The sequence below is a fragment of the Sorangium sp. So ce321 genome (assembly GCF_051530195.1).
GTDB lineage: Bacteria > Myxococcota_A > Polyangia > Polyangiales > Polyangiaceae > Sorangium.
Genome location: NZ_CP150329.1, coordinates 10,308,602 through 10,327,147, shown reverse-complemented (window position 1 = coordinate 10,327,147; position 18,546 = coordinate 10,308,602). Strand labels below are relative to the sequence as shown.

Annotated in this window: 19 protein-coding genes and 1 pseudogene; 5 read left to right on the top strand and 15 right to left on the bottom strand. The window is 73.7% G+C overall.

The genetic code is table 11. From position 1 onward, the window contains the following. The first annotated feature begins 140 nt into the window (after positions 1-140). Positions 141-599 carry a VOC family protein gene (locus tag WME89_RS38145; protein ID WP_438004521.1) on the top strand — a complete coding sequence of 153 codons (459 nt, stop codon included), beginning with the start codon at positions 141-143 and terminating at the stop codon, positions 597-599. A 130-nt stretch (positions 600-729) separates the two neighbouring features. Here the strand turns inward: WME89_RS38145 and WME89_RS38140 are convergent, their stop codons facing one another. Both WME89_RS38140 and WME89_RS38135 read right to left on the bottom strand, forming a co-directional pair. Next, a complete protein-coding gene (locus WME89_RS38140) occupies positions 730-1,629 on the bottom strand; it encodes a hypothetical protein (RefSeq protein WP_438004520.1) in 900 nt (299 codons plus the stop codon). A 450-nt stretch (positions 1,630-2,079) separates the two neighbouring features. Continuing rightward, on the bottom strand, positions 2,080-2,292 hold the full coding sequence (locus WME89_RS38135) for a hypothetical protein (RefSeq protein ID WP_438004519.1): 213 nt from the start codon (positions 2,290-2,292) through the stop codon (positions 2,080-2,082). 40 nt (positions 2,293-2,332) lie between these two features. Between WME89_RS38135 and WME89_RS38130 the strand changes: the two genes are divergently transcribed. Further along, positions 2,333-3,607 carry a DUF4832 domain-containing protein gene (locus WME89_RS38130; protein WP_438004518.1) on the top strand — a complete coding sequence of 425 codons (1,275 nt, stop codon included), beginning with the start codon at positions 2,333-2,335 and terminating at the stop codon, positions 3,605-3,607. 230 nt (positions 3,608-3,837) lie between these two features. Here WME89_RS38130 and WME89_RS38125 read toward each other — a convergent pair whose 3' ends face one another. The 3 genes from WME89_RS38125 to WME89_RS38115 form a co-directional block, all read right to left on the bottom strand. After that, entirely contained in the window at positions 3,838-5,130 is a 1,293-nt protein-coding gene (locus WME89_RS38125) for a lactonase family protein (RefSeq protein WP_438004517.1), read from the bottom strand. Between the two features lie 101 nt (positions 5,131-5,231). After that, on the bottom strand, positions 5,232-5,921 hold the full coding sequence (locus WME89_RS38120; RefSeq protein ID WP_438004516.1) for an NrsF family protein: 690 nt from the start codon (positions 5,919-5,921) through the stop codon (positions 5,232-5,234). Beyond that, positions 5,911-6,612, bottom strand: coding sequence for an RNA polymerase sigma factor (locus WME89_RS38115; RefSeq protein WP_438004515.1), 702 nt, complete (start codon positions 6,610-6,612; stop codon positions 5,911-5,913). The genes WME89_RS38120 and WME89_RS38115 overlap by 11 nt, the downstream gene beginning before the upstream one ends. Positions 6,613-6,747: 135 nt before the next feature. On the opposite strand from WME89_RS38115, the pseudogene WME89_RS38110 reads away from it, so the two are divergent. Further along, a pseudogene (locus tag WME89_RS38110) lies at positions 6,748-7,086 on the top strand (transposase); the annotation flags it as partial. A gap of 100 nt (positions 7,087-7,186) precedes the next feature. Here the strand turns inward: WME89_RS38110 and WME89_RS38105 are convergent. From WME89_RS38105 to WME89_RS38070, 8 genes are all read right to left on the bottom strand, one after another. Beyond that, positions 7,187-7,771: a hypothetical protein gene (locus tag WME89_RS38105; RefSeq protein WP_438004514.1), complete on the bottom strand. Its 585-nt coding sequence runs from the start codon at positions 7,769-7,771 to the stop codon at positions 7,187-7,189. A 197-nt stretch (positions 7,772-7,968) separates the two neighbouring features. Next, positions 7,969-8,868 carry a hypothetical protein gene (locus tag WME89_RS38100; protein WP_438004513.1) on the bottom strand — a complete coding sequence of 300 codons (900 nt, stop codon included), beginning with the start codon at positions 8,866-8,868 and terminating at the stop codon, positions 7,969-7,971. Then, positions 8,865-9,404, bottom strand: coding sequence for an RNA polymerase sigma factor (locus tag WME89_RS38095; RefSeq protein WP_438004512.1), 540 nt, complete (start codon positions 9,402-9,404; stop codon positions 8,865-8,867). Before WME89_RS38095 ends, WME89_RS38100 begins: the two co-directional genes overlap by 4 nt. A gap of 101 nt (positions 9,405-9,505) precedes the next feature. Beyond that, a complete protein-coding gene (locus WME89_RS38090) occupies positions 9,506-10,579 on the bottom strand; it encodes a hypothetical protein (RefSeq protein WP_438004511.1) in 1,074 nt (357 codons plus the stop codon). Between the two features lie 58 nt (positions 10,580-10,637). Then, entirely contained in the window at positions 10,638-11,570 is a 933-nt protein-coding gene (locus WME89_RS38085) for an HvfC family peptide modification chaperone (protein WP_438004510.1), read from the bottom strand. Positions 11,571-11,618: 48 nt separating this feature from the next. Next, positions 11,619-12,491, bottom strand: coding sequence for a DUF692 domain-containing protein (locus WME89_RS38080; protein WP_438004509.1), 873 nt, complete (start codon positions 12,489-12,491; stop codon positions 11,619-11,621). Positions 12,492-12,514: 23 nt separating this feature from the next. Continuing rightward, the gene (locus tag WME89_RS38075; protein WP_438004508.1) at positions 12,515-12,901 is read right to left on the bottom strand and encodes a hypothetical protein; all 387 of its coding nucleotides are present in this window, start codon (positions 12,899-12,901) and stop codon (positions 12,515-12,517) included. Positions 12,902-13,047: 146 nt separating this feature from the next. Continuing rightward, the gene (locus WME89_RS38070; RefSeq protein WP_438012024.1) at positions 13,048-13,887 is read right to left on the bottom strand and encodes a hypothetical protein; all 840 of its coding nucleotides are present in this window, start codon (positions 13,885-13,887) and stop codon (positions 13,048-13,050) included. Positions 13,888-14,282: 395 nt separating this feature from the next. Between WME89_RS38070 and WME89_RS38065 the strand changes: the two genes are divergently transcribed. After that, on the top strand, positions 14,283-14,918 hold the full coding sequence (locus WME89_RS38065) for a hypothetical protein (protein ID WP_438004507.1): 636 nt from the start codon (positions 14,283-14,285) through the stop codon (positions 14,916-14,918). Between the two features lie 147 nt (positions 14,919-15,065). Beyond that, complete coding sequence (locus WME89_RS38060) at positions 15,066-15,458, top strand: hypothetical protein (RefSeq protein WP_438004506.1); 393 nt, start codon at positions 15,066-15,068, stop codon at positions 15,456-15,458. A gap of 56 nt (positions 15,459-15,514) precedes the next feature. Here WME89_RS38060 and WME89_RS38055 read toward each other — a convergent pair whose 3' ends face one another. Both WME89_RS38055 and WME89_RS38050 read right to left on the bottom strand, forming a co-directional pair. Further along, entirely contained in the window at positions 15,515-15,772 is a 258-nt protein-coding gene (locus WME89_RS38055) for a hypothetical protein (protein ID WP_438004505.1), read from the bottom strand. Positions 15,773-15,906: 134 nt separating this feature from the next. Further along, the gene (locus WME89_RS38050) at positions 15,907-18,468 is read right to left on the bottom strand and encodes an ATP-binding protein (RefSeq protein ID WP_438004504.1); all 2,562 of its coding nucleotides are present in this window, start codon (positions 18,466-18,468) and stop codon (positions 15,907-15,909) included. Positions 18,469-18,546 lie beyond the last annotated feature (78 nt).

Genomic DNA, 18,546 nt, shown 5'->3' with positions numbered 1-18,546 from the left:
GGCGGTCTCTCGCGGCGAGCGCCGCTCGTGCTCCGGCCTGTGCGTGCCCGGACGCGCGAGGAGCGCCGCAGGGCTGCAAGGCATGACCCGCCGTTCCCCTGGAGGGGCTCGACGCGGTACGAGCACGAAGGAGCGCGACGATGACGAAGAGCCAGGTCCCCCCTATCCCGGAAGGTCAGACGTGCATTCCCTACCTGAGCGCGCGCAGGGCCGCGGAGGCGATCGACTTCTACAAGCGTGCGTTCGGCGCGCGCGAGGCCTCGCGCATCGCGATGGCCGACGGGCGGCTCGGCCACGCCGAGCTGTCGATCGGCCGAGCCCGCTTCTACCTGTCGGACGAGTATCCCGAGCTGGGCGCCGTCAGCCCCGAGACGCTCGGCGGGACGAGCGCCAGCGTGGTCGTCTACGTGGAGGACGTGGACGCGCTCGTGGCGCAGGCCGCGGCGACAGGCGCGACGGTCGAGCGGCCGCCGCAGGACCTGCCGTTCGGGGACCGGATGGCCTGGCTCCGCGACCCGTACGGCCACCGCTGGGCGTTCGCGAGCCGGATCGAGGACGTCTCTCCGGAAGAGATGCAGCGGCGCCTCTCGGCGACCTAGCACCGCGTCGCTCGAGGGCGAGCTCGCGGTGGCGAGCCGGCGCGAGCGGTGGGAACGAAGCCGTGGTGCCCGGCGAGCGGCACGGCCGGCCCTCGGCCCGAAGCGGCTTGGGTGGGCTCTTGGCCTGCGATCAGCTGCCCTTGCAGATATCGGCGCAGGTGCCCGTCGCATCGACACACGCGGAGGACGCGCAGTCCGAATCGGAGGAGCAGGGCGCGCCGGCGGCGCCGAGCGGCGCGCAGGTGGCGCCATCGCACGTCGTGCCGGCCGCGCAGTCATCGTCCGACGCGCATGGGCCGCCCGCCTGCTCGCGCGCCTGGCACGTGCCGTCCTGTCCGCAGCGAAGCTCCTCCTGGCAGTCGAGGCTCCCCTTGCACGACCCGCTCACGGCGAGCCGTGGCGCGCACGTCCCCGCGTCGGGCGGCGAGGGCTGGTCGCACCGGAGCGCCTCGTCGCAGTCGAACCTCGACGAGCATGGCTGTCCGGCCAACGCCGTCGCTTTGCACGCCGATGTCCTCTGCCCGCTCGCGTCGGTCGTGTGCACGCAGCGGTCCCCGGCGCAGTCCCAGTCCGTGCCGCACGCCCCGCCCTCGGGCGCGGAGCCGTCCCACGCATCGAGGCAGGATGGCGTGAACTTTTCGTTCACCCCCAAGAGCACGCCCAGAATCTGAAGTTCGGCGCACGGGGCCGCGTTCACCTCGGCGAGGCACGCCTCCGCCTTTTCCGGGACGAAGGTGCCTTTCACCTCGCCTCCGCCGCTGAAGGCAACGAAGATCGCTTCGAAATCCGAGGCGCATGCGTCGGCGGAGCTCGCGTCCAGGCCATGCGCGGCCCGGGTCGCCGCGTCGCAGCACGCGAATGTGCGGTCGCAGAGGGCCTTCGCATACCTGGAGAGGAAGTCGGTGCCTGTCGGCTCCAGGCCACCGCTGCTCGCCCGCGTCTCGTCGTCCCCGCATCCCGGCACGGCGGACATCGCGACAGCGAAGGCCGATAGGAGCGTCGCGAGCAAGACAGGTCGATGCGTGCGCATGAAGAACCTCCTCGGCCTGATCTTATATGGATCACCGGAGCCAAGCGAGCGTGAGTTCCATGACAAACCTCGGATGATTGTCGCCGAAGCAGCTCGCCTCTTCCCCGACGACAACGCCGGCACATGGCCGCGAGGGTGCCGGTGGCGGTGGTGGTCGAGCGTGTGGGCTGCCGTAGCGCGAGCGCCTTCATCGCGTCATTCCGGCGCCTCCTCGGCGTGGCGCCGGGGGCGTACTTCGCCACGCCGCTTTCGTGACCCACGTCGAGAGACTCGGGCGCATAGACACCGTCGTTAACAATCGTTAACAACGCAGCATCGCGTACCGTCGTACAATGGACGGCGCGCCCGCGGGAGCGGGCGGCCCAGCTTCATTGATTCACGAACGGAGAGGAGATCGCTTATGCTTCACGAGAGCAGCCGGTCATTGTGCCATGTCATGTCGCGCGTACTTCAGGGCGGCGGCGTTTGCTGCCTTTCCTTGGCGCTCGTGGCGGCGTGCGGCGCTGAGGTCGGCGACGACAGCCCGGGCGACTCGCTCGCGTCCAGCGTCAGCGGCAACAGCAGCAGCAACGGCGGCAGCAGCAGCAACGGCGGCGGCAGCAGCAGCAGTAACGGCGGCGGCGGCAGCAGCAGCGGCAGTAACGGCAGCAGCAGCGGCAGCACGGGTCTCCCGCCCGGCAGCTGCGGATGGAGCGGCGCCACCGTGGAGCGCTCCTACGCGCCCAGGCTGTTCGCCGCGGGCGACGATCCCTCGGGCGATGTCGAGTGCCGGGGTGTGCTCAACCCCGAGCGCGGCGTCTTTCGCTTCATGGATCTCCGAAGCCTCGACCCGGTCTCGGATCTCCGGGAGGAGGGCTACTCGCTGATCTACGGCAAGGTGCTCATCGACGACTACCGCACGCGGGACATCGATCAGACCCTCATCGATCAGCTCGACGAGAGCTTCGCCGCCGCGCGCTCGGCCGGGCTGAAGGTGCTCCCCCGGATCTACTACGCAACGGACATCGGCGAGCCGGACGCGCCGCTCAGCCGCGTGCTGGCCCACATCGAGCAGCTCAGGCCCGTGCTCGAGGAGAACGCCGACGTCATCGCCGTGCTGAACCCCGGCTTCGTCGGCGCCTGGGGAGAATGGCATTCGTCGACGAACGATCTCACCGAGCCGAGCAACCGCAAGCAGATCTTCGACGCGCTGCTCGAGGCGCTGCCGAGCAGCCGGATGACGCTCGCGCGCCGCCCCTCCCACAAGCAGGAGGCGTACGGCGGCCCGCTGACCGAGGCGACGGCGTTCTCCGGGGCGCCGCTGTCGCGCGTCGGTCACCACAACGACTGCTTCCTCGCGAGCGACGACGACGAGGGCACCTACCAGCTCCCCGGCGAGAAGGAGTACGCTATCGAGGACTCCGGGTTCGTGCCCGTCGGGGGCGAGACGTGCGCTCTCAATCCGCCACGCAGCCAGTGCGCCTCGGCGCTCGCCGAGCTCTCCCTGCATCACTGGAGCTTCCTCCACACCGACTATCACCCCGACGTGATCGCGGACTGGAAGGCCGAGGGCTGCTTCGAGACCATCGCCTGCCGCCTCGGCTACCGCTTCGTCGTGATGGGTCACGAGTCCCCCGAGCAGGTCGCCCGCGGGCAGTCGCTGCAGCTCCGGCTGCGCGTGTCCAACGACGGCTACGCTCGAGCCTACAATCCGCGCCCGGTCCACCTCGTGCTCGAGCAGGGCGCCACGCGGCACGTCCTCGAGGTCGACGCCGATCCGCGCCGCTGGGCGCCGGGCGCGGAGAGCGATCTCTGCCTGCAAGCGCAGATCCCGGCCGATCTCCCCCCGGGCGACTATCAGCTCGGCCTGTGGCTCCCGGACGGGTCCGAGCGCTTGCGCGACGATCCACGCTATGCGATCCGGCTCTCGAGCGGCGCGACGTGGGACAGCGCGAGCGGCGTCAACCTGCTCGACGCCACGGTCCACGTGGTCGAGTGACCGCTCGCGCGGCGCGGGGTGGCTGATGCTCGAGCCGAGCTGTCCTCGCTCCTGCGGCTCTTCTGGACCGGTCATTCTGGAACGATCAGTCCAGAATGCGCTGCTGGAGCAAGGGGCACGGTCGCTCCTGCGGCTCTTCTGGACCGGTCATTCTGGAACGATCAGTCCAGAATGCGCTGCAGGAGCGATGGGCACGTGAGGCCGGCAGGGTCCCGGGGGAGGGCGCCTCGTCACCGCGCCGGCGGGGCCACGATCCCGACATAGGTCGGCGCCGGGACCTCGGTGACGCGGCCGGTCGGCTCGAGGGCGCCCGTCGCCTCGTCCACGCGGAACGCGACGATGTTGTTCGAGTCCTGGTTCGCGACGAGCAGCAGCTTGCCCGTGGGCGAGATCTGGAAGTGGCGCGGCGTCTTTCCCTGCGTCGGCGCGTGGCCCACGGGGCTGAGCGTGCCGCCGTCAGGAGCGACGGCGAAGATGGCGATGCTGTCGTGGCCGCGGTTCGACCCGTAGACGAACTTGCCCGACGGGGCGACCTGGACCTCGGCGCAGGCGTTCTCCTCGGCGCTCACGCCGTCCGGCAGCGTCGAGACGGTGGCCACGGCGGAGAGCGTCCCGCGCTCCGGATCGTAGCTCATGGTGGTGATCGAGCCCGAGCTCTCGTTGATCACGTACGCGAACCGGCCGCTCGGGTGGAAGTCGAGGTGCCGGGGGGTCGTGCCCGCGGGCAGGGCGAGCGTCGGCGGGTCGCTCGGCTCCATCCGGCCGGTGGCCGCGTCGAAGGTGAGCTGGGCGATCGTGTTGAGCCCGAGGTTGGTGACGAAGGCGAAGCGGTTCGCCGGGTCGGTCACCGCGTGGTGCGACCTCGACCGGCGCCCGAAGGATGCCTCGTCGACCGCCTGCCCGAGCGCGCCGTCCTGGCCGACGGGGAGCACCGCCGCCGTGCCGCCGCCGTAGTTGGCGACGAGGACGAAGCGCCCCGAGCGATCCGTGGCGAGGTGGGCAGGGCCCTGGCCCTTCGAGGACGCCCTGTTGATGAACGCGAGCGTCCCGTCCTCCGGGCGGATCTGGAACGCGCTGACCGCCCCCGACAGCTCCCCGTCGACCTCGCCGAGCTCGTTCACCGCGAAGAGGCGCCCGCGCGCGGGGTCGATGGCGAGGAAGGTCGGGTTCATCTCGGCGTCGAGCGGGCCCTGCACCGGGGAGAGCGCCCCGTCGGCCTCGTCCAGGCGGAACACGAAAATCCCTTCATGGCCGCCCACATACACGAGGGGCGCGCCCGCGGGCTGCGGCGCGCCGCCCCCCGCTCCGCCGCTGCTCGCGCCGCTCGCGCTGCTCGCGCCCGCGCCGCTGCCGCCCGTGCCGCTGCTGCCTGTGCCGTTGCCGCCCGTGCCGTTGCCCTGGCTCATGCTGCCACCGCCGCCGCTGGTGATCCCCGATGAGGTGCCGTCCCTCGCGGTCCCGCCGCCGGAGCTGCCGCATCCGAGCCACAGGCCGGCCGCCAGCCAGAAGAGTGTGCGCTGCATCGATCGACTTCCTCTACGCCAAGCGTTACCCCCGGCGAGCGCCGCCGGGCAAGCGCCACGGCGCTCGCCGCCGCGCCACCGGCGTCGGGCGTGCGCGGCGATCAGGCGCGCCCGTGCAGCGCCCCGGCGGCGGCGCCGAGGAGCGCGCCGGCCGCGATCGGGAAGCCGTGAGCGAAGGTGACGTGGAGGAGATCGTCGAGCGCGCAGTGCGTCTCGAGGCCGACGGCCACGCCGAGGCCGCACAGGGCCCCGATCGAGGCGCCGCGCCACGCCGGCGCCGAGAGGAACGAGCGGCGCAGCACGAGCGCCGCCAGCGCGAACGGCGGGAGCGCCGTGGCGAGTGCGCTCGCGATGCACCGGATGTGCAGCTCCAGAGGCACCGGCGGGTCGGCGACGCGCGACCTCACGACGGCCGCGGCCAGGAACCCGACCGGCACCGCGACGACGAGCGCCTGGAGCGCCCTCACGCCGGCCGGCAGGCCCCGCGCGCGCCGCCTCAGCGCGAGCAGCAGGCCGAGGCCGGAGAGCACCGCCGCGACGGCGAGCGGGACGATGACCCGGGGAGACCCGAGATCGTCGCGGAAGCCTTCGATCCAGCTGAAGAGCAGGATCCAGGCGAGCCCGCCCATGATCGCGAGGAGGCCGCGGCGCTCGCGCGCAGGGCGCGTCAGCGACGGCTCGGCCGGCGCCTCGACCAGGGCCGGCGGGCGGGCGGCGAGGCGGGTCGCGACGTGGGCCGCGGGATCCGGGATGTCCTCGAGCCGTTTCAGCAAGTCGCGCTCATCCGTCATCGGTATCTCCTCGGACGCCTCCCTGCTCCTTGCCGCGGCGGCCGCTCCGCTCCGGCTTCGCGGCCGCGCGCTTTCCCGCGGCCGTCTCCGCGGCGATTCCCCCGGTCTTTTCTCCGGATCTCTCGTCGTGCGGCCGCGACCTCCGCTCCTCGAGCTCGGCCCGCAGCGCCTCGTAGGCGCGGAACGCGCGCAGCTTCACCGCGGTCGCGGTCGTCCCCAGGATGGCGGCGGCGTCCTGCACGCTCAGCCCCTCGTACCGGAGCAGGATGAACGCCTCGCGCTGCGACGCCGGGAGGCTCGCGAGCACCCGCTCGACCGCCCGCGCCGTCTCGGAGGCGAGCGCGACCGCCTCGCCGTCGGCCCCGCGCGCGTCCGGCGGCTCCGCGCCCGGATCGCTCGGGAGGCGCTCGGTGCCGCGGTGCTTCTGGGCGCGCGCGTGGTCGACGTAGACGTTGCGGGCGATGGCGTAGGCCCACGGCGCGACGGCGCCGCCGCGGGCGAAGGTGGCGCGGGCGCGGTGCATCCGCAGGAACGTCTCCTGCGTCAGATCGCCCGCGAGCGTCGCGGAGCCGCACATGCGGGTGAGGTACGCGAGCAGGCGCGATGAGAGCGCGCGGTGCAGCTCCGGGAACGCGCGCGCGTCGCCGCACGCGTACCGGTCCATGGCTGCATTGATGGCGGGCTCGTCCATGACAGCTCCGCCGGTATACACCTTCCGCGCGCGGCGCGCAGCGCGGCGCGCCAGGGGCCAGGGGAGCCGTCGCGCTCGGTCCATCGTCGGCCGCGCGCAGGTCGTCCGGATCCATGAGCACCTCGCGACGGCGACATGCCTGCCCGACGTTTGCCCGGGCGTTCGGGGCCGCGACGGCCGTTCGGGATCGGCTCGGGCAAGCTGACGTGGGCGTTCGGCACGCGCAAGAGCAGCGACTTGTTCATCGCTGCGCTGGCCGCGCTGCTGCGCCGCTACCGGCGCTATCGACGGCCGCACGTCATCGTCGACAACTTCGACATCCACACGAGCAAGAAGACCCGGGCGTTCGTCGAGCCGACCGGGGGCAAGCTTGTGCTGCACTTCCTGCCGCCGTACGCGCCCAAGTACAACCGCATCGAACAGGTCTGGACGCAGCTCCACGACAACGTCACCCGCAACCATCGGTGCGCAAGCATCGACCAGCTCGCCACGGCAGGCACGTCGCGCAGAACGCCACCAGCGCCCGCGCGCGTCGCGCCGCGCCGCGAGCAGCAGGATTTCGCCGTTGGCCCCGTCATGGGAAGACCTGGTACACCCACGCCGTGCAGGGGGCATACGTCTCGAGCGCGCAGCTCTTCACCTCTTCACAGCTCGCCAGATCGAAGCACTTGGTCATCGTCTCGAGCGCCTCGTCCGTGAAGAGCGCCCCCGCCATGCAGAAGTCCTCGAAGACGGGGCAGCCCTTCCCGCAGCGCTCCTCGAACTCTTTGGCGGCTTCGGTGTGCTCCACGGTAGAATGGTCCGAGTAGTCGAGGTAGACGGTGGTGAGGCACAGGGGCGGCGAGCAGGAGTCCGCGAGGCAATCGAACAGCGGCCCTCCGGGGTGATGGAGCAGCATCGAGTCGCACTGGGCGCTGGCCTTGCAGGCGGCCGTGTCGTACGAGGAGCCGGGTTCCGCCTCGCAAGCGGCCAGGGCATCGCAGAAGGCATCGTAGAGCCCGGGGCCGGCGGACGACTCGACCCCTCCGGCGGCGCCATCGGGCTCGACCTCTTGACCGTCGCTGCCGCTGTCATCGCCGACCTGCACCCGGGCGGTGCAGCCGGCGCCGGAGGTCTGGAACATCATGAGCCCGAAGAACAAGAAGATGGATGTGTTCACGAGACGTCGCATTCATATCTCCCCGGGCTTGTAAGCGCAGCCCGTCGTCACTCCATGAATGGCGTCAATCGTATGTTTCTATGATCTCCCGATCGATCTCTCGTCCGGGTGCGACGGTGGCTCTGCTCGATGCGGAGGCGGCCGAGCCGCGCGAGGCAGCGGCAGCGAGAAGGACGAGCGCGGCCCGCTGCCTCCTGTCAGCGCTGCTCGCCTCTCAGCTCCGGGACGAGGATCTCGAGCCTGCGGCGGTAGGCGGAGCTCGGGTGCTCCGCGATGAACCGGTTCGCGCGGGCGAGCGCCTCGCCGCCGCGGCCGAGCGCCTTCAGGGCGCCGACCGCGATCACCTCGCGCTCCTGGGCGAGCGCACCGCCCGGGAAGCGCCCGAGGTGGGCGTCGGCGAGCGCGAGCGCCTCCGCAGGGCGCGCCGCGAGCGCCTCCTGCGCGCGCTGCAGCAGGCCGAGCTCCGTCTCCGCGTCGTGCAGCGCCGGCCGCGCCGAGCCGCCCGCCGCCGGAGCGCCGGTCGTCGAGGTGGACGCGCGCGCGGGCAGCGGCGCGCTCGCTGGTTCCGGAGCAGGCGCGCGGGGCGGCGCCGCCGCAGGGGTCGCCTCCGCGGGCAACTGCGGCGCCTCTGCGGCAGGCGCTGGCGCTGCAGCGGCCCCCGCCGGCGTTGCGGGCGCGACGACCGCGGCCCCCATCGGCGCGGGGGGCGGCGGCTGCGAGCGCGACGGCATGAGCCACACCGCCCCGACGAGGACGACGCCCAGCGCCGCGCCGACCGCCAGGCCGGAGAGCACCGACGGCGGCGCGCCAGCCCCCGTCGCGGCGATCCCTGCCTGAGCGAGCGTGGCCGGCGCGCCCGCGCCACCGCCGGTCGCCGGCGCGCCCGCGCCACCGCCGGTCGCCGGCGCGCTGCCGTCCGCCGGGCCGTCGAGGTCCTTGCCGCCTCCCGGTCCGCCCGGAAGGTGGAGCGGCAGCCGCGCCGCGAGCCGCGCGAGCTGTGCCTTGTCCGGCGCGTCGCGCCGGGCCGCTTCGAGGGCCATGCGGAGCACGTCCGGGCCGCCATTCGAGCCGAGCAGCTTGCGAGGATCGCCGCTCATGCGCTGCTCCTCTCCGGCAGCCGCGCGGCCCCGGCCCGCGGCGCGCCGAGCTCGTGCCGGCGCATCGCCGCCTCGATCTGCGCCCGCGCCGCGCGCAGCCGCGAGTACGCCGTCTGCAGCGGGCACCCCGCCGCCTTCGCGATCTCCGCCATCGGCATCTGCTCGATCTCGTGCAGGACGAACACCGCGCGCTTGTCGTCGTCGAGCTGATCGAGCGCCGCGTCGAGCCGATCGAGCGCGCGACGGCGATCGAGGGTCTCGTCCTGCGGCGCCGCCATCACCTGCTCGGGAACGGTGTCGGCCACCTCTTCACGCCTCCGGTGCGGCCGCCGCCGGTACTCCGACGCGAGCCGCAGGCAGATGCCGTAGAGCCACGTGCGCAGCGCCGAGCTGCCGTCGAAGGTGTCGAGCTTCCGATGGACGATGAGGAAGACTTCCTGGCAGACGTCCTCGACGTCGGCCTCGCCGACGCCGAGCCTTCGCAGCACGCGCCACACGTAGGCCGCGTTCTCTTCGAAAATCTCCTCGAGGGTCATCGCGAGAGGCCAGGGCGCAAGGAAAGCCAGCCCCAGCCCTTCATGGTCGCGAGGGCGACGTTTTATGAAAGAAAAGCGATGCCGGGCGTCGATCAGGGGAATCAGGGGAAATCGACGCCGAGCAGGACGTCCGCCGTCCCGGCGAGCGGCGCCATCTGGAAGACCTCGCGCTCCCGGCCCTGGGCATCGATGTAGTAGAAGGTGTCACGAACGAGCGGCGTGATCAGCCCGAGGCCGCCGCCGGCGGTGAACGGGCCGGACAGCCGCCGGGCCAGGCGAACGTCGAGCGTGACGCCCGCGGTCAGGCGCTCGTCGGTGCGGTCGACGCCGAACCCGATGCCGTTGACGCGGAGCGCGCCGAGGCGGGCGCCCGCGCACGCGGAGAGCCGCGTGGTGCTCCCGACGGAGACGGGGCACGCGGAAACGAACCCCTCGCTCCAGGAGAAGCGCGTCGACGAGGCGCCGGTGGTCGCCTCGTTCGGGAACCAGACCGCCCCGCCGAACTCGAACGCCCAGAACCCGGGCGGCGTGAGGCGCGCGTGGATCACGGCGGCGACGCCGGGCGAGGGCAGGAGGCCGAGCCCGAAGAGCGGACCGGCGCCGACCTCGACGCGCCACGGCGCCGGCGGCGGAGGTGCCGGCGGGGGGACCGGGATCAGGATGCGCTGCACGATGACCTGCGGCGGCGGCGGCGGCGGCGGCGCGGTCGCGGGCGGTGGCACGGGCGCGGACGCGGGCGCCGGAGGCGGCGCCGGCGCGGCCAGAGCAGGCGGCGCGCTCGGGGGAAGCCTCGCGCTGGGGTCGATCATGAGCGCGATCGCCAGGGCGAGCTCGCTGTCGATCGCGCCGCAGCGCGGCGACGCCGTGGCGATCTCGCGCGTCCCGAGCACGGCGCCTTCCGCGTCGGCGATCGCGATCACCGCGCGCCACCCGCCGGAGCCGCCCGGCTCGATCCGCCCCTCGATCGTGAGGTCGGCCCGGGCGGCCGAGACGAGCGCCGCGCGCCCGAGGCGCGCCTCCACCGCCTGCGCGAGAGCGCGCGCCCCGACGCACGCCTCGGCGCCAGCGAGCCGGACCCAGCTCAGCGATGCCGTCTGCTCCCCGGAGGACGCGCGCGCGGGGGACGCCGCAGCGACGAGCGCCGCGGCGACGAGCGAGGAGAGTGTGCGCTGCATCGGCCGGTCGACGTCCTCCGAGCATGCGTTACCCCTGGCCAGCGCCGCGGGGCAAGCGTCACGGCGCGGCGGCGCCGAGGAGCGCCCCGCGCTCGGCGAGGTCGCTCAGGAGGGCGGCGGTGCTCTCCAGCACCGGGCCGTCGACCGGGCGTCCCAGCGCGGCGCAGCCCTCGACCACGGCGTCCCGGAGCGCGGCGCCCGCGAGGAGGCGGCCGAGGATCTCGGCCGCGAGGGGCGTGAGCTCCAGGAAGCGGACCTCGTGCCCGGCGTCGCGGTACACGAGCAGGCGCGTCGGCTCGCGCGCTGGCACGTCGCGCGCCGACTCGCCGCCTTCCAGCCTGTGGACCGCGTGCTCGTGGCGCACGAGCGCCGCGGCCCGCTGGAAGCGCGCGCCCCGGTCGAGCGAGAGCTCCTCGCGGGAGGCCGGCGCGTCCCGCGCGTCCGCTGCGTCCCGCGCGTCCGCTGCGTCCCGCGCCCCCGGCGCGCCCGGCTCGCCGGCCTCGTCCTCGTCTGCCTCGGCGCACGACGCCGCGAACGCGGCGAGCTCGTGGCGCGCGAGATCCGCGAGGTACGCGGGCACCTCCGGGTCCTCGGCCCAGCGCGGCGCCGCGAAGCCCACGAACTCGAAGGTGACGTCGCGGAGGTAGCGCGACCGGGGCAGCTCCACCTCGAGGAAGCGCGCCACGTCCGCCTCGAACCGCGCGCCGAGCCGCGCCGCCGTCCGCGGGATCCCGGCGCGGATCGCGCTCGTCAGCCCGCGGCGGATGAGGCTCCGGTAGAGGAGCAGCCGCCCCGGCGGGAGTGAGGCCATCGCCTCGAGGTCCGCCCCCTCGAGCCCGGCGCCGGCGAGCCACGCGCGCGGATCCGCCGCGATCGCCGCGCCGTCCGGCTCGCTCACGCTGCGCTGGAGCGCCCGCTGCAGCGCCGCGAGCTCCGGCGGCGGCGCGCTCGACGCCTCGCGCGTCTCGCCCGTCTCGCGCGCCGCGCTCATGCCCGCGCCTCCCGCGCCGCGCTCATGCCCGCGCCTCCCGCGCCGCGCTCACGCCCGCGCCTCCCGCGCGGCGAGCCCGCGCCGGTACGCCGCGTCGACCTCGGCGCGCTCGGCGAGCAGCGCCTCGAGCGGCGGCACGTCGTTGTCGCGCTCGAGCACGACGGGCACCGGCCCGGTCCGCGCGACGGCGCGGGCGAGCAGGTCGAGCACGGGCTCGATCACCGGCGCGCCGTGCGTGTCGATGAGGAGCTCCGCGTCGTCGCGCCACTCGTGCCCCGCCACGTGCATCTCCACGACGCGCCCGGGCGGGATCTTCTCGAGCAGCGCGACCGGATCGACGCCGTGATTCCGGGCGTTCACGTAGAGGTTGTTCACGTCGAGCAGGAGCCCGCAGCCGGCGCGCTCGAGCACCTCGGCGAGGAAGTCGGCCTCGTCGAGCGAGGCGCGGCCCGGGGCCAGGTAGTACGTGATGTTCTCGATCGCCATCGGGCGCTCGAGCCGGTCCTCCGCCTCCCGGATGCGGGCCGCGGCGTGGGCGGCGGCCGCGGAGGTGAGCGGCAGCGGCAGGAGGTCGTGGAGGAACCTGCCGTCGACGCCGGAGAAGCAGAGGTGGTCGCTGTGGAAGGGCGGATCGAGCCGTCTGAGGAAATGCCCGAGCTCGCGCAGGTAGCCGCCGTCGAGCGGATCGAGCCCGCCCACCGACAGCGTGAGCCCGTGCGTCAGGATCGCGCAGCGCTCCCGGACGCGCTCGATCGCGGCGGGGAAGTACCCGCCGCGGCGCATGTAGTTCTCGGGGGAGAGCTCGAAGAAGGGGACGGGCAGCGCCGCGCCGCCGTCGAGCAGGTCGAGCACCTCGTCGAGGAACTCCCAGCGGAGCCCGAGGCCGACGCCGGTGAGCGCGCTGCCGGTCGTGGGGGGCATGGGGCGGGCGGGGCTGGCGGCGATCAGCCGCAGGTGCCCTGGCCGCAGCCCGCGTGGCCGGCCTTCTTGCCCGCCGGCTTCTTCGCGGTGGGCTTGGCCGTGGGGGGCGGCGCGGGCGCGCCGGGGGCGGGGGTGGCCGTGGGGGCGACCTGCGGCGTGGCCGCGGCGGACTGCACGTCGGTCGGCGGCGCGGGCGCCGGAGCCGGCGTCGCGGGGACGTCCGCGCCCGCGGCGGCGTCGCCCGAGGTGGCCTCTGTCGGCGCGGCGGGCGCGGCCGGGGCCGTCTCCTGCTGCTCGGCGGGCACCTCGGTCGCGTTGACCGGCGCCTGCGCCGCGCCGCAGCCGCTCATCACCATGGCACCGGCGCTCAGCGCGGCGAGGGTCTCGTAAATGCTCTTCTTCGACAGCATCGTGTGCTCCTCTGGTTCTCGTCTCGACGGTCCCTGTGCCCGGTACGGGCGAGGCGTGGCTCGGTTTCGCGACCGCGTCCGGAGCCCCGTTTCATCTCAGACCCGCTGCGGCGCCGCAACGGCTCGGTGGCTGGAGGCGCGCGCGCTCACCGCGCGCCGTTCGCGGGCGCCTCGGCCGGCGCTGCGGCTGCGGCCGCGGGGCCGGCGGTCGCCGAGAGCTCCAGTGACACCAGCGCCTCCTTGGCCACCTTGGGCGACAGCACCTCCAGCGTCTTCTGGGCGAGCTTGCCGAACGCCTCGCGCGGGCGGACGTCGTGCTCGGCGAGGCCGACCGTGAAGGGCTTCGCGGTCTTCACGGTCAGGCCGGCGAGCCTGTCGCCCTCGTACCTGAACGTCGCGATGAGCTCCACGGTCCGCGGCGACTGCCGCTGGTGCAGCAGGAAATCGCCCGACGCGGTGACGGTCACTGTCCGCTCGGCGCCGGACATCTTCGTGAGGTCCTTCTCGCCGGAGGTCGAGATCGACCGGATCGCGAACTGCGCCTTCTCGTTCTTCTCGCGGACGGCGTCCGGCGTGTCCTTCGAGATCTCGAGCCAGGTGCGCGCGTGCTCGTTCTGCAGGTCGCTCTTCTTCTCCTCGCCGGGCTTGCCGTCGTCGCCGACGGCGGTCTGGAAGAGCTCGAGCGTGGAGAGGTCGACCGTGATGAGGCCTGTCGTCCGCGTGACGTCGGCGGGATCGACCTGCAACGTCCCCGCGGCGGCGCCCTGGATCCGCCCGCGGATCTTCTCCCGCGGCGCATCCATCGCGAGCTCGACCTTGCTGCTCGCCCTGTCGATCGCGAAGCTCGCGGCGGCGGGCGCCTTCACCTCCGGCGCCTTGAGCTCGGTCGCGGCGGGGGCGAGGCGCGGCTTCTCTTCCTCGCACGCGGTGGCGCCCAGGCAGGCGGCCGCGAGCGCGCCGAGCAGCAGGGTCCTTGTCCAGATCATCTTCACGCTGGTCTCCTCACCTTCTCGACTCGAGTGGATGCGCGCCGCTCCCGGCCGCGCGCTGCTCTCAATTGAACAGGATGGCAGGTGGACGGGAAGGCCGATCGAGGTCGTCCCGGTCTCCCACCTCTCGCTCGACATCTCCTCTGGCCCCGGCCATGCCGCGGCCACCGTGATGCCGGGGCCGGCGAGCGCTCGCTCGAGCGCTGCACCGTATCCCTGCGGTGGAGTACGCGCGAGGCGCGGCGCGGTTTCGGAGAGCGCCGCGGTCGTGCGGGCGCGGGCGCGCGGGGCGGGGAGGCGCCGCCGGACCTGCGCTGCACAGCCGCGGGTGGCCTGCGGCGTGCACCAGGCGGTCGTCGAACGTGGAACCGGTCAACGGGGGGAGAACAGCGATGAGCACGCGACGACTCGCGGCGGCGGTCCTGGCCGTCGCTGCCATGGTGGCGCTCGCCGGCACGGCGGAGGCGCAGGGCGGGGCGCGAACGGATCAGCAGGGCCGGCCGGCGGGCAACGTCCCTCCGGCGGATCAGCCGCTCATCCGGCGCATCCCCGAGCCCTCGATCTCGGTCGAGGGCGGCTTCGGCATGCTGGGCTACCTGGGCGGCGCCGCGGGCGTCGGGCCCACCTGGAACGTGCGCGTGACCGGGACCATGTCGCGGCGCCTGGCCGTCGAGGGCAACTACACCGGCTCGGTGAACCAGCGCGCGACGCTCGGGAGGTCGCTCGTGATGACCTCGCTCGACGCGGGGGTGCGCTACAACGTCCTGCGCGCCGACGAGGCGATCGTGCAGCCGTTCGTCGTCGCGGGCGTGGGCTACACGGGCTGGGCGGGCGAGGGCGGCGACGCGTTCGCGCTGTCGGTGCCGCTCACCGCGGGGGTGGAGCGGCTTGTCACGCGCAACGTCAAGCTGGGCGCCCGGTTCAACTTCCGCCCGGCGTTCTTCGACGACCTGAGCGTGCGCGGCGCGGCCAGCCAGACGGGCGGGGACAGCTGGGCGCTGCTCGCGCACGGCGGCGGCGCGTTCTGACCGGGCTCGCGGCGCGCGCGGCGGCCTCCTGGGCGGAGGCGAAAGCGTCGAGGAGACGGCGTTCCGTGGAGTAGTCTGCCGGGCGCGCCGGGCGGCGACCTGCCTTCCGGGTTCCCGGCCGGACCTCACCCACGGAGTAACGACGGCATGAACACGCGCAGCAGCTCGCCCCGGCGGGGCCTGTTCTTCTTCTTCACGACCCTCGCGCTCGCCGCGAGCACCGCCTGCACGACCCAGCCGCAGGCGGCGCAGGGGACGACGGCGGCGACGACGGACGCCAGGGAGGAGCCGGGCGCCAGACGGGAGAACGACTGCTCGACCGGGCCGCTCCTCAACTGCCCCGAGGGGCAGCTCGACGGCTGCGCGAACGGGACCACCACCGAGCACCGCTGCGTGGAGGCAGGGCCGGGGAAGTGCCTCGACATCCGGGCGGCGCTCGTGAAGTGCCAGGACAGCGAGATCCTGACCCACGAGGGGTGCCCCGAGCCCGCGTACATGCAGCGGTGCGCGCCGAGGCCCACGCAGCAGCAGCAGCCGTGAGGCCGGGGCCCTCCGCGGGCCTCAGCGCTCCGTTTCGGTCGAAGAAATTGCTGTAGTTACGCAGGCTTGCGGCCAGATTCCTCCGCCGGGAGCTTCGTGTCCGAATACTCCGGCCCGCCCCCGTAGTTGCCGGCGCCGCCTTCGCTGCCCCAGGTCTCGACCTCGCCGGGGGGAGCGTCCTCACGCTCGCCGGTCGACTTGATCGCCCCGCGGACGCCGGGGACGTCAGCCTGCGGGTGAGGCTGCTTCGCCTCGCTGACCTCGCGCTCGGGCTTCTCGGCTCCCAGCTGGTCCTGCGTCTTCTCGTCTCCCATGGTTCCTCCTTCCGGTGGACCTCTGGGGCCGGCGTGCTCGATCGTCCACTCCTCCGCCAGCGCCGCGCTCGCCATCCGCGCCAGCGCTGCGCCCGCCACGCCCTCGCCAGCGCCGCGCCCCCGCCGCCCTCGGCTCAGACCTCGCCGTCTCCGACAGGGATCGTGAACCTGAAGGTGGTCCCCACGCCCACGCGGCTGTCCACGCTGATGGTCCCGCCGTGCGCGGCGACGAGCTCCCGCGCGATGGCCAGACCGAGCCCGGTGCCCTTGTAGCCGTTCCGCTGGCCGCGCCAGAACCGCTCGAACAGGTAGGGCAGCTCGTCCTCCGGGATCCCCGGACCCGTGTCCGACACCGAGAACACCACGTGCTCCTCCCGGCGCTCGCACCGGACCGTGACCGACCCCTGGGCGCCGGTCACCTTGAGCGCGTTGCTCAGGAGGTTCGAGAGCACCTGGAGCACGCGGTCGCGGTCGCACGCGATGATCGGCACGTCGTCGTCCGCCGCGGCGCCGAGGCGCACCCCCTTCTCGTGGGCCTGCGACTCGAACGTCTCGACGGCCTCCCGGCCGATCTCCCGCGGATCCTGCGGCTGCCGGCGCAGCTCGAGCCGGCCGGCGCGGAGGCTCGCGAAGTCGAGCAGGTCGTGGATCAGCCGGTCCATCCGGTGCGCCGAGCGCTGGATCGCCTGGAGCGCCTTCGTGTCACCCCGGTCCCCCCCGCGCGCCGCCGCGCGCTTGGTCATCACGGCGGCCGCGGTGATGATCGCGCTCAGGGGGTTCCGGAGGTCGTGGGACACGGTGGCGAGCACGTTGTCCCGCAGCTCGATCGCGCGCTGCGCGGCCTCGTAGAGCCGCGCGTTGTCCGCGGCGAGCGCGGCCCGCTGCGCCAGGTCGTGCGCGACGGCGAGGTCCGCCTCGTCGTAGACCCGGCCGGACTCCGCGGTCGCCAGCGCGATGCAGCCGAAGGTGCGGCCCCGCGCGACCATCGGGACCAGCATGGCCGACGTGATCCCGAGCTCGCGGACGAGCCGGCGGAAGGCGGCGTTCTCGGCGAGCGGGGCGAGCAGCGGGTGGGAGAGGTCCCGGATGAGCTCCGGGCGCTCGCTGCAGAGGACGTCCTCCACCAGCGCCGACAGCCCGGGCAGGGGATCGACGTCGCGGAGGAGCGCGCGCGCCTTCTTGATCGTCTCCGGGCTCGCGTGCGTCACCGTGACCCGCCGCGCCGCCTCGACCTCCGGGAGCGTCTGGATCACGCACCAGTCCCCGAGCTCGGGGACCGTGATGCGCCCGAGCCGGTCGAGCGTGCCCTGGAAGTCGAGGCTGTCGCTCAGGGACGCGCTGGCGGCCGCGAGGAACCGCTGCGCCTGCTCGGCGCGCGTCCGCTCGGTGATGTCGAAGAAGGTCACGACGCCCGCCGAGACGCGGCCGTCCGGATCCCGCACCGGCGTCGAGCGCACGAGGATCCGCCCCCACGTGCCGTCGCCGCGCAGCACGTCGATCTCCTCGTTGTTCACGACCTCGCCGGTCGTGACGGTGCGCGAGAGCGGCCACTCCCACGTCTCGTACGCCTTGCCGGACTGCACGTGGAAGCCGCGGCCGATGTAGCCGTCGATGCTCTGGATGCCCTCGAACGACTGCCGGAAGATCTCGGTGGCCTGCCGGTTCGTGAGGAGGAGGCGCCCCGTCTCGCGCTCGCCGATGATGAGCCCCGCCGGCATCTGCTCGACCACTGTCGCGAGCAGCGCGCGGGCGTCGTCCGCCTGGTGCCGCGAGGCGCGCTCCCGCGCGACGAGCTGCGCCTGCACGATGATCCCGGTCGCCCGGCTGGTCATCGTGCGGAGCATCAGCGTGTCCTCCTCGGAGAACTCCTCGGCGTTGCGGGAGCCGAGGATCGCGACGCCGATGGGGTGCCCGTCGTGGATCAGCGGCACCCCGTAGACGGCGCGCAGCCCCCTCGACCGGATCTCGCGCGCCGTCGCGGGCAGCGTCCGGAGCGCGGCGTCGAGCGACGTGGGCCCGCGCAGCGCGAGGACCGCGCGGGCGAACTCCCGCGTCGCCTCGAGCGGGGGGCCGAGCAGCGGCCCGTCGTCGAGGCCCGCTGTCGCGTGCACCTCGAGGGCGTCGCCGTCCCCGAGCAGGACCATCGCCACGTCCACGGCCGCCGCCGCCTCCCGCGTGGCGCGGATGAGCGCGGTGAGGAACGCGTCCAGGTCGGTGCTGCCGAGGGCGGCCGCCGAGATGAGGTCGAGCGCCTGCAGCAGGCGCACGCGCGCCTCCTGGTAGCGCGTCACCGCGTCCGCGATCGCGTCGTCGAGGGCGCCGTTCAGCCGGATCAGCTCGTGCCCCTCGTCGCCGCCGCCGTCGCGCTCCCAGAGCTCCAGGATCACGGCGCGGAGGGCCGCGTACTCCTTCACCACATCGGCGAGGTCGTACCCGTGGGCCAGCCGGTTCAGCGCGTGGTACCCGGGCATGCCCCGGAGCTTCCGGTCGACCTCGGCCCCGGCGCCCGCCTCGCCCGTGACCTCGGCGATGTAGGCGAGGACGCCCGGGACGTGGTCGGTGAGCATCGGATCGGACAGCTGCCGCGCCGGGCTCAGCGTCTGGACCCGCTGCTTCCACGTCTCCAGGATCGCGTCGCGGTGGCGCCGGATGAAGTCGGAGAGCCGCCCTTCGTTCGGTCTACCGAGCAGATCCATGCGAGGCCCTACGATAGCGCGAAACCTTGAGCATGTGTTCACCTCGCCGCGCGCTGCATCGAAGCGATCGACGTGAGC

Coding starts and splice junctions, on each gene's coding strand:
- WME89_RS38090 (WP_438004511.1), bottom strand. CDS start 10,579: ATGCAGCGCACACTCTCCTCGCTCGTCGCCGCGGCGCTCGTCGCTGCG.
- WME89_RS38115 (WP_438004515.1), bottom strand. CDS start 6,612: ATGGACGAGCCCGCCATCAATGCAGCCATGGACCGGTACGCGTGCGGC.
- WME89_RS38085 (WP_438004510.1), bottom strand. CDS start 11,570: ATGAGCGCGGCGCGCGAGACGGGCGAGACGCGCGAGGCGTCGAGCGCG.
- WME89_RS38065 (WP_438004507.1), top strand. CDS start 14,283: ATGAGCACGCGACGACTCGCGGCGGCGGTCCTGGCCGTCGCTGCCATG.
- WME89_RS38100 (WP_438004513.1), bottom strand. CDS start 8,868: ATGAGCGGCGATCCTCGCAAGCTGCTCGGCTCGAATGGCGGCCCGGAC.
- WME89_RS38145 (WP_438004521.1), top strand. CDS start 141: ATGACGAAGAGCCAGGTCCCCCCTATCCCGGAAGGTCAGACGTGCATT.
- WME89_RS38080 (WP_438004509.1), bottom strand. CDS start 12,491: ATGCCCCCCACGACCGGCAGCGCGCTCACCGGCGTCGGCCTCGGGCTC.
- WME89_RS38140 (WP_438004520.1), bottom strand. CDS start 1,629: ATGCGCACGCATCGACCTGTCTTGCTCGCGACGCTCCTATCGGCCTTC.
- WME89_RS38075 (WP_438004508.1), bottom strand. CDS start 12,901: ATGCTGTCGAAGAAGAGCATTTACGAGACCCTCGCCGCGCTGAGCGCC.
- WME89_RS38050 (WP_438004504.1), bottom strand. CDS start 18,468: ATGGATCTGCTCGGTAGACCGAACGAAGGGCGGCTCTCCGACTTCATC.
- WME89_RS38125 (WP_438004517.1), bottom strand. CDS start 5,130: ATGCAGCGCACACTCTTCTGGCTGGCGGCCGGCCTGTGGCTCGGATGC.
- WME89_RS38120 (WP_438004516.1), bottom strand. CDS start 5,921: ATGACGGATGAGCGCGACTTGCTGAAACGGCTCGAGGACATCCCGGAT.
- WME89_RS38095 (WP_438004512.1), bottom strand. CDS start 9,404: ATGACCCTCGAGGAGATTTTCGAAGAGAACGCGGCCTACGTGTGGCGC.
- WME89_RS38055 (WP_438004505.1), bottom strand. CDS start 15,772: ATGGGAGACGAGAAGACGCAGGACCAGCTGGGAGCCGAGAAGCCCGAG.
- WME89_RS38060 (WP_438004506.1), top strand. CDS start 15,066: ATGAACACGCGCAGCAGCTCGCCCCGGCGGGGCCTGTTCTTCTTCTTC.
- WME89_RS38070 (WP_438012024.1), bottom strand. CDS start 13,887: ATGATCTGGACAAGGACCCTGCTGCTCGGCGCGCTCGCGGCCGCCTGC.